Raw genomic sequence first — 14,619 nt, 5'->3', positions numbered from 1 at the left:
CAGACCGAGACAAACGGTTTGACACAGCGGAGACGGTGAGGTAAGGTAGTAAAAGTGCCTGACGCGAGAGCGGTGGGTGGGAGCGGTTGCCTCCGGAGGGGCCCTGGTGTGGGGTTCTGATGGTGTGTGGTTGTTCTTTGAGAACTCAACAGGGTGTTTGGAAAGCCAGTGCCGTTTTGGTCTGGGTTGGCCTGCTGTGTGGTGGGTTGGCTTGGGCTTGAATTTGGCAGCAAATATTTTTGTTGCTGGGATTTTCTTCAAGTTTTTGTTGGAGAGTTTGATCCTGGCTCAGGACGAACGCTGGCGGCGTGCTTAACACATGCAAGTCGAGCGGAAAGGCCCTTCGGGGTACTCGAGCGGCGAACGGGTGAGTAACACGTGAGTAACCTGCCCCAGGCTTTGGGATAACCCCGGGAAACCGGGGCTAATACCGGATATGACTGGCTGCCGCATGGTGGTTGGTGGAAAGATTTTTCGGCTTGGGATGGACTCGCGGCCTATCAGCTTGTTGGTGGGGTAATGGCCTACCAAGGCGGCGACGGGTAGCCGGCCTGAGAGGGCGACCGGCCACACTGGGACTGAGACACGGCCCAGACTCCTACGGGAGGCAGCAGTGGGGAATCTTGCACAATGGGCGGAAGCCTGATGCAGCGACGCCGCGTGAGGGATGACGGCCTTCGGGTTGTAAACCTCTTTCAGCAGGGACGAAGCGTTTGTGACGGTACCTGCAGAAGAAGCGCCGGCCAACTACGTGCCAGCAGCCGCGGTAAGACGTAGGGCGCAAGCGTTGTCCGGATTTATTGGGCGTAAAGAGCTCGTAGGCGGCTTGTCGCGTCGACTGTGAAAACCCGTGGCTCAACTGCGGGCTTGCAGTCGATACGGGCAGGCTAGAGTTCGGTAGGGGAGACTGGAATTCCTGGTGTAGCGGTGAAATGCGCAGATATCAGGAGGAACACCGGTGGCGAAGGCGGGTCTCTGGGCCGATACTGACGCTGAGGAGCGAAAGCGTGGGGAGCGAACAGGATTAGATACCCTGGTAGTCCACGCTGTAAACGTTGGGCGCTAGGTGTGGGGAGCCTCTCCGGTTCTCTGTGCCGCAGCTAACGCATTAAGCGCCCCGCCTGGGGAGTACGGCCGCAAGGCTAAAACTCAAAGGAATTGACGGGGGCCCGCACAAGCGGCGGAGCATGCGGATTAATTCGATGCAACGCGAAGAACCTTACCTGGGTTTGACATCGCCGGAAATCCCCCAGAGATGGGGGGTCCTTCGGGGTCGGTGACAGGTGGTGCATGGCTGTCGTCAGCTCGTGTCGTGAGATGTTGGGTTAAGTCCCGCAACGAGCGCAACCCTTGTTCGATGTTGCCAGCGCGTTATGGCGGGGACTCATCGAAGACTGCCGGGGTCAACTCGGAGGAAGGTGGGGATGACGTCAAGTCATCATGCCCCTTATGTCCAGGGCTTCACGCATGCTACAATGGCCGGTACAATGGGCTGCGATACCGTGAGGTGGAGCGAATCCCAAAAAGCCGGTCTCAGTTCGGATCGGGGTCTGCAACTCGACCCCGTGAAGTCGGAGTCGCTAGTAATCGCAGATCAGCAACGCTGCGGTGAATACGTTCCCGGGCCTTGTACACACCGCCCGTCACGTCACGAAAGTCGGCAACACCCGAAGCCGGTGGCCTAACCCTTGTGGGGGGGAGCCGTCGAAGGTGGGGCTGGCGATTGGGACGAAGTCGTAACAAGGTAGCCGTACCGGAAGGTGCGGCTGGATCACCTCCTTTCTAAGGAGCGCCATCCGTCGAAGGGCGGTATGGAGCCTCGGTTGCCTGTGTTGGGTGATGGGGTGCTCATTGGTCGGAGACACTGGCTAGTTGGTCTTGGCAGCGGTTTGATGCTCTTGTACACGCTCCTCTTGTGGGGGTGGGGGAAGGGGTTGATGATGCGGCTGGGGTTGGCGGTGAACACCCTGTTGGGTCCTGAAGGAATGACCGTGTGGTTGTTTCTTGGGCCGTTGTTTCTGTGATGTCACTGTTGTGGTGGTGTTGCGGGGATGGTGGTTTTGCCTGGCGTGGCTTGTCTCGTATACCGGATGCTGGTTTTGCCCTTGTGTGGGTGGGGTTGGTGTTGCTGGTGCGGGGTGGTGGTTGCGGGTTGGTTGTTTGTTGAGAATTACACAGTGGACGCGAGCATCTTTGTGGTCAAGTTGTCAAGGGCGAACGGTGGATGCCTTGGCACCAGGAGCCGATGAAGGACGTGGGAGGCCGCGATAGGCCTGGGGGAGCTGTCAACCGAGCTGTGATCCCAGGGTGTCCGAATGGGGGAACCCGGCATCAGTCATGTGGTGTCACCTGCACCTGAACTCATAGGGTGTGTGGAGGGAACGCGGGGAAGTGAAACATCTCAGTACCCGTAGGAAGAGAAAACAATTGTGATTCCGTGAGTAGTGGCGAGCGAAAGCGGATTGAGGCTAAACCGGCTGCGTGTGATACCTGTCAGGGGTTGCGTGGTTGGGGTTGTGGGATCCTGCGACACGGGCTGACACTCGTGTGGGGAGTTATAAAGCTGGTGGTTAGTTGAACAGTCTGGAATGGCTGACCGTAGACGGTGAAAGTCCGGTAGGTGAAAGCTGCCAGTCTCCTGTGGGTGTTCCCGAGTAGCGGCGGACTCCTGTAATCTGCCGTGAATCTGCCAGGACCATCTGGTAAGCCTAAATACTTCCTGGTGACCGATAGCGGATAGTACCGTGAGGGAATGGTGAAAAGTACCCCGGGAGGGGAGTGAAATAGTACCTGAAACCGTTCGCCTACAATCCGTCGGAGCCTCTTTTGTGGGGTGACGGCGTGCCTTTTGAAGAATGAGCCTGCGAGTTAGTGGCATGTGGCGAGGTTAACCCGGGTGGGGGAGCCGTAGCGAAAGCGAGTCTGAATAGGGCGTTAGAGTCGCGTGTCCTAGACCCGAAGCGGAGTGATCTAGCCATGGGCAGGCTGAAGCGTGGGTAAGACTGCGTGGAGGGCCGAACCCACCAACGTTGAAAAGTTGGGGGATGACCTGTGGTTAGGGGTGAAAGGCCAATCAAACTCCGTGATAGCTGGTTCTCCCCGAAATGCATTTAGGTGCAGCGTCGTGTGTTTCTTGCCGGAGGTAGAGCACTGGATGGTCTAGGGGGCCTACAAGCTTACTGAAATCAGCCAAACTCCGAATGCCGGTAAGTGAGAGCGCGGCAGTGAGACTGCGGGGGATAAGCTTCGTAGTCGAGAGGGAAACAGCCCAGATCACCAGCTAAGGCCCCTAAGCGTGTGCTAAGTGGAAAAGGATGTGGGGTCGCATAGACAACCAGGAGGTTGGCTTAGAAGCAGCCATCCTTGAAAGAGTGCGTAATAGCTCACTGGTCAAGTGGTTCCGCGCCGACAATGTAGCGGGGCTCAAGCACACCGCCGAAGCTGTGGCATTCACGCGTGTACTTCGCATGGCCTTTGGGTTGTGTGTAGGTGTGTGGATGGGTAGGGGAGCGTCGTGCCGGGGGTGAAGCAGCCGAGTGATCGAGTTGTGGACGCGGTGCGAGTGAGAATGCAGGCATGAGTAGCGAAAGAAGGGTGAGAAACCCTTCCGCCGGATGACCAAGGGTTCCAGGGCCAGGTTAATCCGCCCTGGGTGAGTCGGGGCCTAAGGCGAGGCCGAGAGGCGTAGTCGATGGATAACGGGTTGATATTCCCGTACCCGCGAAGGAGCGTCCCTGATGAACTTCGTTGTGCTAACCATCCGAGCTTGGTGTGGTCTTCGGACTGTGCTGGGGGAGCGTGGGAACCTGGCGGGTAGTAGTCAAGCGATGGGGTGACGCAGGAAGGTAGCTGAGCCCGGCCGGTGGTTGTGCCGGGGTAAGCGTGTAGGCTGTGTCGTAGGTAAATCCGCGGCGCGTGTGGCTGAGACGTGATGCCGAGCCGATTCAGGTGAAGTCAGTGATCCTATGCTGTCGAGAAAAGCCTCTAGCGAGTTCCGAGCGGCCCGTACCCTAAACCGACACAGGTGGTCAGGTAGAGAATACCAAGGCGATCGGGTGAACTGTGGTTAAGGAACTCGGCAAATTGCCCCCGTAACTTTGGGAGAAGGGGGGCCGGAGACGTGAAGGCACGTGCTGCTGGAGCGTTGTATGGCCGCAGAGAGCAGGGGGAAGCGACTGTTTACTAAAAACACAGGTCCATGCGAAGAAGTAATTCGATGTATATGGACTGACGCCTGCCCGGTGCTGGAACGTTAAGGGGACCTGTTAGTCTTTCGGGGCGAAGCGGAGAACTTAAGCGCCAGTAAACGGCGGTGGTAACTATAACCATCCTAAGGTAGCGAAATTCCTTGTCGGGTAAGTTCCGACCTGCACGAATGGCGTAACGACTTCCCCACTGTCTCAACCACAGGCCCGGCGAAATTGCATTACGAGTAAAGATGCTCGTTACGCGCGGCAGGACGGAAAGACCCCGGGACCTTTACTATAGCTTGACATTGGTATCTGAATTAGCTTGTGTAGGATAGGTGGGAGCCTGTGAAGTGTGCACGCCAGTGCATGTGGAGGCAATCTTGAAATACCACTCTGGTTGGTTTGGGTATCTAACTTCGGACCGTTATCCGGTTCAGGGACAGTGTCTGGTGGGTAGTTTAACTGGGGCGGTTGCCTCCTAAAGGGTAACGGAGGCGCCCAAAGGTTCCCTCAGCCTGGTTGGCAATCAGGTGTTGAGTGTAAGTGCACAAGGGAGCTTGACTGTGAGACTGACGGGTCGAGCAGGGACGAAAGTCGGGACTAGTGATCCGGCACTGGCGAATGGAAGCGGTGTCGCTCAACGGATAAAAGGTACCCCGGGGATAACAGGCTGATCTTCCCCAAGAGTCCATATCGACGGGATGGTTTGGCACCTCGATGTCGGCTCGTCGCATCCTGGGGCTGTAGCAGGTCCCAAGGGTTGGGCTGTTCGCCCATTAAAGCGGTACGCGAGCTGGGTTTAGAACGTCGTGAGACAGTTCGGTCCCTATCCGCCGTGCGCGTAGGATACTTGAGAAGGGCTGTCCCTAGTACGAGAGGACCGGGACGGACGAACCTCTGGTGTGCCAGTTGTCCCGCCAGGGGCACGGCTGGTTGGCTACGTTCGGAAGGGATAACCGCTGAAAGCATCTAAGCGGGAAGCCTGCTTCAAGATGAGGTATCCCATCCACCTTTGGTGGGGTAAGGCCCCCAGCTAGACGACTGGGTTGATAGGCCGGAAATGTAAGCTCGGTAACGGGTTCAGTTGACCGGTACTAATAGGCCGAGGACTTGATTACTAAGTTGCTGCGCGTCCACTGTGTAACTCTTGGCAAACAAACATTGCCTGTGGTGTTGGGTGTGTTTGATATGTCGATAAGTGTTACGGCGGTCATGGCGGAGGGGAAACGCCCGGTTACATTCCGAACCCGGAAGCTAAGCCCTCCAGCGCCGATGGTACTGCACTCGGGAGGGTGTGGGAGAGTAGGACACCGCCGGGCAAAACTTCAGTTGAGGGCCGACCCTACCCGGGTCGGCCCTCAACGTGTTTTCAGCCCGACAACACCACCACGGCACCGAGACTCTGTGCCCGGCCTGCTGCTGGCAGTTTGTGCCCGGTTGCCCGGTTGCCCGGTTGCCCGGTTGCCCGGTTGCCCGGTTGCGGGGCGCATCGGTCTCAGGATCGGAACGAGTGCCCGGAGCGCCGCGCGGACAGGTCCAGCCGGCGGCCTCGCCCAGTCCGGACCGGTGCCGACCAGCATGACGACCGCAGGGCCCCGTCGGTGGTTCCAACGGTTCGCCTCATCGTCGGCCTGGCGACACCCCGGTTCTGACCGCGCCCAGTTCTGCCCTATCGCCGTCGGAGTCCGCCGGATCGCTGGCCGGCCGTGTGTCTGGCCTGCCGCCGAAGCGGTGCGGCTGTTGGCGGTAGCTGCTGCGGTTCGGCTGCGGTACATCGGTTGCCTTGCGTGGCGGTGCTCGCAGACCAGGCTGTGGTGGCCGCAGACAAGACGAGGGCCCTGCCGGCGCAATGCCGACAGGGCCCGGTTAGTTCAGGTGGGTGCGGGGCTCAGGAGGGCTTCGGGCCACAGATGAAGCGTGGCTCCGCGGCGTAGCGCCAACTGAACTTCTCCCGCTTCGTCTCCTTGCCGTTCTTGTAGAACACCCGGTAGGCGTTCTGGCTGAACCCGTTGCTGCCGTTGGCGGCGATGCAGTTCGGGCCCGGCTCCAGGTAGACCGTCTTCGGCTTGGTGATGTTGCTTCGGGGGCCGTACTCCGTCTTCACCTTGTCCCAGATCTTTGTGCTCCAGATCGAAACGGTGATCTTGTTTGACGTGTACGAGGTATCGATCAGGAGTCCGTACTCGGTGTTGTTGCGGAACTTGAAGTCGAGATTTGGGTAGAAGATCGTGGACTCGATGACCGCCGGGTAGCGGCTGAAGTAGTACGAGTGGGGCTTGTGTTCAACATCCTCAAGCCCCGCGTAGTAGGTGGCGTTGAAGAGCGTCGTGGTGAACTGTGAGACCCCGCCCCCGACCCCCGGCACGAGCTTGCCGTTGAGGATGACCGGAGCGTCCTTGTAGCCCTGGGCGTAGTTGCGGTCGCCGGTGTGCCCGTTCAGGGAGAACGTCTCGCCGGGTAGCACCAACGTGTTGTCCACTTCCTTGGCGGCGGTGATGATGTTGTGGCTGCGGGGCGAGGAGAGCCCGCCGGAGAACTGGGTGGTGAAGGTCGACACCTTCTCCTTGATGCCCAGGCCGGCCAACTTCTCCGTGGTGAGCTCTGGCTTCTTTGTCTTGAGCGTGCCGGTCACCCGGCGGTCACCCGACTGCGGTAGGACCGCGAGCACAGCCTCCCCAAGGTCGCTGGTGTCCAGTTGCTTCCCGTCCCGACTGGCGATGATCTTCGGTTTGCCATTGGTGAGGGTCATCTGGGCGTTCTTCGGGGTCACCTCGACCTTGGTCAGGTCGTCGTCGAGCTCGGTGCGGAGCCGCTTGCCATCGACCTTCGCCGACAACGTGCCAGCCTCGTCGGCGGTGAACAGCAGGCTCTTCGCGATCGCCGCCGGCGGAATGCTCACCGAGCCCTCGTCCGTCGTCAGGGTCACCGGGGCCGCCACGGCCGGCTTCGCCAACTCGGTCACCATCCGGTCCACCTCCTCGGCGGTGGTCACCGGGTGCGTCTCGGCCAGCGGAATGGTGACCGGCTCGCCGGTCAACCAGCCCTCCCGAACCGCCTGCGCGGAGTGCTCCGGGTTGAGCTCCAGGCTGGGCTTCGGATGGGTTGCCTTCGGGGTGAGGCCACTCCAGGTGATTCCGGGCATGGTCATCTTGCGACCCTGGTCCCCCAAGACCTCCTTGAGCGCCGCGTCGAGTTGCTCCACGTCCACCGTCACCACCGGTGGCACCGTGCGGGAGCCGACGAGGCGCTCGAAGACGTGTGCCTCCTCCTGCATGGCGGCTCGTACGGTGGCCTCCACGTCAACCCGGAGGCCCACCTCGGCCGGCACCAGTTCCGCAGTTTGTTCGCCGACGACCACAGGCAGGGGCGCGTTCAGCTCGGCGGCCTGTCGTTCCACCGCCGCACGCAGCTCCTCGACCGCGGCTGCCTGGCTCTGACCGCCGAGCTCCGCGCCGAGGACCGTCGTGCCACGGGGCACGTCACCGGCGTACGCGTAGGCACCGATGCCGACGGCGGAGGCGAGCACCGCGGTCGTCACCCCGGCGGCGATGAGCAGCCAGGTGCGGTGGGCCCGTCCCCCGCCTGACGGAAAGGACCACTTTCGGCCCGGTCGAGGATTGGCGGGTTCCGCGTCCGCAATGGGCCACTGCACCGCGGCTACCTGCACGGTGGGCCGGTCATCCGCGGGCAGATTTCTGTCGCCGTACAGGGTCACAGTCACCTCGATCAGGGCGTCGCACCCGGGCGGGTATCACACCCGGAAGGAAACTACGGTAGCCAACATGTGCGCGTGGCGGCAGGTCGCGTCTTGCGTCGCGTGTCGCCTCTCCCCCCATCCTCGCCTGTCCGTCTGGACGTGCGACGGTGGGGTCCATGCGGGAGGACGAGGTAGCCCTGGCGTACGGCGGCGATTGGGTGGATCGGGCCGGTGCCCTCCGCGCCGATCCGGACCGGCTGGCGACGCTACTGAGCGTGGCAGAGGCCAGAGTGCTGCCGTTGTGGCAGGACCGCTGTCTGGTCAGCGGTGCGGTGCCGGTTCGACTGAACGGCGAAGGGGCGGCGCGGGCTCGCGCCGCCGCGGCGCAGACCGTATTCCTCGGGTTCGCGGCGGGGCAAGCGGTCTTCGCGGTGGACCTCTCCGAGCTCACCGAGGACGCCGCACTGGCGGCTGCCGGGGCAACTCGGGTGGCAGATGTGCGCGGGCTCGTCGGGCGGCTTAGCCCAGCCGAGGCAGCCCTCCAGGCGTATGCGCGCGGTCTGCTGCACTGGCATCGGCAGCAGCGGTACTGCGGCACGTGCGGTGGGGCGACCAGCGTCCAGGACGCCGGGCATGCCCGGCGGTGCGCGGAGCCGGACTGTGCCCGGCTGTACTTTCCCCGGATCGAGCCCGCCGTCATCGTGCTGGTGGAGACAGTGGGTTCGCCCGGCCGTTGCCTGTTGGCGCGGCACGCCGGGGCGGCCGAGAACGCGTTTTCGACCCTCGCTGGCTTCGTCGAGGTGGGGGAGACGCTGGAAGACGCGGTCCGGCGGGAGGTGGCCGAAGAAGCGGGCATCGTGGTGACCGACGTGGCGTACCAGGGGTCGCAGGCCTGGCCGTTTCCGGCGGGGCTGATGGTGGGCTTCCGGGCCACCGCCACATCCGACGAGATCCGGGTGGACGGGGCCGAGCTGCTGGAGGGGCGCTGGTTCACTCGCGCCGAGCTGCGTCAGCGGGCGGCGGCAGGACATCGGCTCGGCCGGCCGGACTCGATCGGTCATCACCTGCTCAGCAGCTGGTTGGCTGAGGACGGAGCCGCCGCGTCAGCTTCCTGTTGACGCCCGCCGCGGCGCCGGAACCCGCGTGCCGGCTCGCGCTGGGGTCGACATCCACGTTCGGAGCGTCATGACCAGGGTCGTGACCACGGCGGCTCCCAGGGTGGGCCAGAGCAGTCCGGTGACGGTCCGGGGCGTGGTCCACCACGCGACCGCCGTCAGCAGGATGCTGCCCACCCACAGCGGCGCGGCCGGCCAGCGGACACCGGTGGCGACCGCCGCGTTCAGCAGGACGAAAACGACGGCGTAGAGCGCCCCGACCGCGGCGAAGAGTGGCGCGAGCGGGCCCAGGTGGGTGTAGTCCGAGCCACCGGCGAGGTGAAAGGCCAGTGTGCCGGCGAACGTCGAGCCGAGAATCAGTAGTACGCCGCAGCCGGCGGTCACGGCGAGCGCGACGGTCCTACTGAACCGGTCGTCACGGGCCAGCCGGGGCAGGGCGAGTACGGTGGCGACCTGCGGCGCCCAGAGCGCGCCCTTGGTCAGCACCGTCCCCACCGCGTACCCGCCGGAGTCGTCGGCCGGCAGTAGCTGACGGGCGAGGAATAGATCCGTGTACGAGACGACGAGCATGGCGAGCATCGCGGCGCAGCCGGTCAGGATGTGGCCGGCATCCAGCGGTGGTGCCGTGGAGGGGGCCGTCGGGGCAGCCGGCCGGGCCAGGGCGGCGAGCCCGACCGGAGTGAGCGCGGCGGTCCCGGCCCCGAGCAGCAGGGAGCCGGTTAGGCCGGCGTCCAGCAGCAGACCGACCAGCACTCCGCCGTACCGGCCGGCGGCCAGCAGCCCCATGGCGATGGCCAGTCGAACGAAGCGTTGCCCACCCTGAAGTTCCCCCAGCGTCCGGCCGGAGAGCACGATGGCGGCCGTGGCGATCGCGGAGAGGATGAGGGCCTCGACCGGAAGACGCAGGCTCGGGATGAGTAGCGGGGTGGCGAGGATCAGGGCGGATGCGCAGAGCACGGCGGTCAACAGGGCGGCCCGGCGGGTCGGGGTGTGGCCGTGCTTCGCGTGGTGCACGGCGACGGCGAGCTGAAGGCCGAATCCCGGCACGCTCGCGATGGCGATCAGGCCGAGCGTGGTGGCGAGCGCGCTGAGCTCGGCGGAGTCGAGCTGGCGGGCGGCCAGCACCGGGGCGAGATAGGCGAGTCCGTTGCCCAGCAGCCCCGCGGCGGTAACCGCCAGGCCGGCGGTGCCGAGTGCCCGGACACCGGTGCTCGGGGAACGCGTCCCCGAGCCGTCCACATCGTCGGCACGCCGGCTCACCCGACCCCCGATGGCTCGGAGTCCCGCCAGGAGGGTCCCCCGGCGATACTGCCCCGTGACTGCGTTGGCGCATCCACAGTCGATGATGTCGCGCTGGGGCGCTGGGGCGCACGGTGGGCGGGCCGGCGGCGAAGGCAGGTCGACAGCCAGAGGCAGCCGATGGCGAGGAGCATCAGGAGCTGCGGAAGGGCAGCGGTGTGCCGCTGTTCGGCGTCCAGGTATGTCCAACCGGCGAGAAGGACGAGGGCGGTGGGGAGCCAGAACTCGATGAACCGGGGGGCGCGCCGAATCCAGCGGGGGGCGGTCGGTCGCGGTTCGCGTAGCGAACCGGGGAGGGCGAGCAGGACTCCGGCGGCGACGAGTGCCGCACCGACGAGGCCGCCGAGCAGGATCAGAGCAGTCGCGCCGACCGCCAGCAGGGGTAGGGAGCGGGTGGCCCGGCGTCGCGGTCCCCGCGCCGGGCGGGCCGGCCCGCTGCCGCGACGTTCGGGAAGCAGCGCGAGGAGGGCGACGCCCAGGAGCAGGGCGCCTCCGGTCAGGAGCGCCACCTGGTACGGGCGGTCCGGGGTGAAGCGCAGGACGACCTCGCCCGCGGCGCCGGCGGGCAGCACCCAGCCCTGCTGCCAGCCGTCGACGACCACGGGGCGCAGCGGTTCGCCGGCGAGCGTGGCCTGCCAGCCCCGGTTGGTGTTCTCCCGTACCGCGAGTACCCGTTCGGCGGCGTGCCCAGCGACCTGTATCCGTCGCTCGGTCGCCGCCCACATGGCGATGTCGAGGGCGCTCGGCGCCCTCACGTCCGTGCTCTGCTGCGGTACGAGAGCGACCCGGGTCGGCGTGGCGAACTGGCTGGCGGTGGCGACGAGGCGGTGCTCGGTGGCGCCGAGCGGCACCTCGGGGTCGGTGCCGCACGGCTCGGCCGGCACCTCCCGCAACTCCAGCAGGTCCCGCATCGTGCCGTGCAGGGCGGTGGCTACCGTCTCCTCGCCGATCGTCAACGTTGGACCGGAGCCGCAGCCCAACGTCAAGGGTGTGTCCAGGTCTGCTGGGCTGCTGGGGGCGCCCGGAAGCACAGTGATCTCACCGACCGCGATCGGCAGGATCTCGGGCAACCGAAATCCGTACGGATCGATGCTGGTGGCGGAGGGTGGGTCGAGGAACTGGATGGTGATCTCGTTGGTTCGGGCCGGCGGATCCAGGGTCAGCACGCCGTCCTCGCCGAGCAGGCCGGCGCGAATGCCGTCGTCGGCGATTACCCGTACGCTGCCGAGCCGGGTGGCCGCGACGGCCGGGTCAACGGCGAAGCGAAGGCCGCTGATCTTCTGGGGCTTGAGCCAGGTGAGGCGCAGGATCGGGCCGTCGTCGCTGATCGACGGTGACCAGCTGGTGGCCGGGTCTCCGTCCAACACCGCGCCGGGGCGGCGGGTCGGATGCGGGACGCCGGTTGACGAGGCGCTCACCTCGGGTGCGAGGCCCAGTGCCTGTGCGGCGGTCACCGCCTCGTCCAGGGCCGCGTGCAGGGCGGAGCCGTCCATCGGGCGGGCCCACAGCTGCGGGTGGTAGGTCCCGGCAGCGGGCAGGGTGAGCGTACGGTCGATCGTGCGTCCATCCTCCGAGCCGCGGATCGCGTTGGTGGAACAGTGTGGCTTCCCGTCCACCAGGAAGCAGGCGGGCGTGCGGGGGTCGGCGGAGACGACGACGGCCGGTGGTTGTTCGGTGGCTGGTGCCTCTGGCAGTCGAAGGGTGCGACTGGTCTGGATGCCCGGGATGCTGATTTCGGAGATGCCCACCACCCCGGCACCGAGCGGGCGGAGGGCGAAGGTGTCGTCGATGGAGATACGGATCCGTTGGGTGGCGTGAATGCCGTCCAGGTCGAAGGTCATTCGATCGCCGAAGCTCTCCATGGTCCGGCTCTCGTATCCGGCGGTGACGGTCATCGTGGTCGGGACCATGTCCGCCGTCAGGTCAAAGTTCACCTCCACCTCGGTGACGTTGATCGGGTTCTCCAGTGCTACCTCGATCCACTGCCGATCGCCGCGGCTGTACGGGGCGGACTGCCAGGAGGTCGTCGGGTCGCCGTCCATCGCCGCGTACGGTTGGTGCTCGGAGCGGTTTCCGCCGGGGATGCTGACCTGTGAGCGTGCCGTTGCCGCCTGGATCGAGCTGATGCCCTCATATTCGGCTACTGTGGACCACCCTGCGGCCCAGTCGGGCAGGTAGTCATGCGTGGGGGCCGACGGCGCGAGGGGCTCGTCGGCGGTGCGGGTGTGCGAGATGTTGTCCTGGGACCGGCCGAAGGAGACCTCGCGGCGCCGAAGACCGTCGGTCATCGCGACCGGACCGTAGCCGTTGTCGGCATCCGCGTCGCCGGCCAGGACCGTGGGGGCCGGGCTCAACAAACCCGCCGCAGCGAGGTCGAGCAGGGATTCCGGGCCACCGACGACGGTGGCGACATCCGTCCGGTCGTAGGCGACGACCGGCTCCACCCGGCGGTTGACCTGGTACACCTCGAGTGCCCGTCCTGGCACGTCGAGCCCCTGGTCGCTGAGCTCGTCCACCGCCTCCGGCCCACCCCGGACCGGGCCGAAGGTGGTGACCCGGGTCAGCCCCGGTGAGCGCTGCAGGGCCTGGCGAACCACGGCGGGGCGGGTCGTGTCGGAGCGACCGTGGTCGAGGTCGGCCCGGAACAGGACATGGCTGATCCCGGAGCGGGCGAGGAGGTCGGCGAGGCCCGCCGAGCCGGCGCCGGAGCTGAGCGTGGCCTCGATCGCGTCCAGGAGTCGGATGGTGGTGGGCGGGGTGAAGGGGATCGAGTTGCGGGCCGCCCAGTTGCTCTCCAACAGCGGTTGGGTGATCTCGTCGGTGGTGCTGCCCCAGTCGTAGGCGGGGCGGCGTGCTCCGGGGACGACGAGCACCCGGCCGGGACCGGTGTTCGCGTCCAGCCAGTCGGCGGCCTCCTGCCAGTACTGGGGCACTTCCCGCGCGCTTCCGGGGGTGGCGAGTCCGGGGGCGATCGCCGGGCTGGCGACCGCCGCGACCGCTGCCACCGCCACGCCGGTGGTGACCCAGGCCCGCGCGACGGCCGGCCTGCGGCGGGCGGTGGGCACGGTACGCGCTGCCTGCCCGACCAGGCTGATCAGGTGGGCCGATCCGAGCGCCAGTGGTAGGCGGAGCAGGACATCGAACTTGTGGGTGTTCCGTAGTGGTGCACCGACCCCGTCGAGGAACTGTTGCTGCCCTCCGGCGAGGAGATTGGGGAGATCGCTGATGTGTCCGAGCCCGACCATTGCGGCGCCGAGCACCAGGCCGGTGATGAGGAAGCGGCGGTGCGGCATTCCGCGCCGGGAAAGCCCCAGTACGCCCAGGGCGGCGACGGTGAGCGTGGCGAGGATCAGCGCAGGCTCGTTGGCCAGCCGGGCGCCGCCGGGGATGGCCTGCTCAACCGGGGAGGCCAGGTACGCCACCCAGTAGGACGCGCCGCGGAGCGTCGTCACGGCGTCGGTCACGCTGGTGGTGCTCTGGGCGGTTTCGATGTAGTCGAGGAACGGTGGGCTGTACCGCCCGAGAATGAGCAGTGGAACCAGCCACCAGGCGGTGGCCAGGGCGACCGCGCCGCACCAGGCGGCGATTGCGCTGATCCGGCGGCGGATCGGTGCGAGGGTGGCGAGCCAGAGCAGGGCGAGCGGCACTACCGCGAACACAGCGGTCGCATTGACCCCGCCCGCACAGGCTACGGCGAGCGCCGACCCCGCGACCGCCCGCCGTAGGGGCGCACCTCGGGCGAGGCCGACCAAGGGGATCAGTACCCACGGTGCCACCGCGCTGGGCCAGGATTCGACCGAGGACCAGCCGAGCTGGGTGAGGATCCGAGGCGACAGTGCGAAGGCGATGCCAGCGATCATGCGTCCGGTGGGCGAGCCGATGCCGAGGCGGCCGGCCAGCCGTACCACGCCCAGGTAGGCGACGCAGAAGAGCAGCGCCCACCACAGCCGTTGCACCACCCACGGTGCCAGGCCAAGCTCCGAACCCACCAGGAAGAACGGACCCATTGGCCAGAGATACCCGTAGGCCTGGTTCTGTAGCTGGCCGAAGGCGCCGGTGGGGTCCCAGAGGTGCAGCGAGCGGAGCAGCCATCCGGCGGGATTGACGTTCAGGTCGACCTTCGTGTCGGGGGCGATCAGCCCAGGTGCCTGCTGGAAGGCGAGGGCGGTGAGGACGACGCAGATGGCGAGGTGCCGGAATTTTTGGTCCAGCCGTCGGCTTCGGTTCGGCTGCGTTCCGGCACCACTGGTCACCTCTGCACGCATGTCGCTCCTGTTCCGCCGGTGGTACGGATGCCGGCAGCCGACGACGGTCGAGC

4 protein-coding genes and 3 rRNA genes are annotated in these 14,619 nt (G+C 65.6%); 4 read left to right on the top strand and 3 right to left on the bottom strand.

What is annotated here, in order from left to right:
* Positions 1 to 265: 265 nt before the first annotated feature.
* The 3 genes from SALPAC6_RS0118020 to rrf all read left to right on the top strand — a co-directional run bounded on the left by SALPAC6_RS0118020 (position 266) and on the right by rrf (position 5,509).
* Positions 266 to 1,782 (top strand): 16S ribosomal RNA (locus SALPAC6_RS0118020).
* Between the two features lie 415 nt (positions 1,783 to 2,197).
* Positions 2,198 to 5,308 (top strand): 23S ribosomal RNA (locus SALPAC6_RS0118010).
* Positions 5,309 to 5,392: 84 nt separating this feature from the next.
* Positions 5,393 to 5,509 (top strand): 5S ribosomal RNA (gene rrf / locus SALPAC6_RS0118005).
* Together the 16S, 23S and 5S rRNA genes form the textbook arrangement of a ribosomal RNA operon.
* A 569-nt stretch (positions 5,510 to 6,078) precedes the next feature.
* On the opposite strand, the gene SALPAC6_RS0118000 is transcribed toward rrf, so the two are convergent.
* A complete protein-coding gene (locus SALPAC6_RS0118000; RefSeq protein ID WP_018254759.1) occupies positions 6,079 to 7,905 on the bottom strand; it encodes a VanW family protein in 1,827 nt (608 codons plus the stop codon).
* A 158-nt stretch (positions 7,906 to 8,063) separates the two neighbouring features.
* On the opposite strand from SALPAC6_RS0118000, the gene nudC reads away from it, so the two are divergent.
* Positions 8,064 to 9,005 (top strand): NAD(+) diphosphatase, encoded by a 942-nt coding sequence (gene nudC / locus SALPAC6_RS0117995; protein WP_018254758.1) that lies wholly within the window; start codon positions 8,064 to 8,066, stop codon positions 9,003 to 9,005.
* On the opposite strand, the gene SALPAC6_RS0117990 is transcribed toward nudC, so the two are convergent.
* Together SALPAC6_RS0117990 and SALPAC6_RS0117985 are read right to left on the bottom strand one after the other, a co-directional pair.
* Positions 8,991 to 10,262 carry a lipopolysaccharide biosynthesis protein gene (locus SALPAC6_RS0117990; protein ID WP_018254757.1) on the bottom strand — a complete coding sequence of 424 codons (1,272 nt, stop codon included), beginning with the start codon at positions 10,260 to 10,262 and terminating at the stop codon, positions 8,991 to 8,993. The genes nudC and SALPAC6_RS0117990 overlap by 15 nt on opposite strands.
* Positions 10,259 to 14,566, bottom strand: a complete 4,308-nt coding sequence (locus SALPAC6_RS0117985; RefSeq protein WP_018254756.1) for an alpha-(1->3)-arabinofuranosyltransferase — start codon at positions 14,564 to 14,566, stop codon at positions 10,259 to 10,261. Before SALPAC6_RS0117985 ends, SALPAC6_RS0117990 begins: the two co-directional genes overlap by 4 nt.
* Positions 14,567 to 14,619 lie beyond the last annotated feature (53 nt).

Source organism: Salinispora mooreana (assembly GCF_000379065.1).
GTDB lineage: Bacteria > Actinomycetota > Actinomycetes > Mycobacteriales > Micromonosporaceae > Micromonospora > Micromonospora mooreana.
Note: the sequence above shows the minus strand (reverse complement) of the source record. Positions and strands in the feature narration are given on the sequence as shown.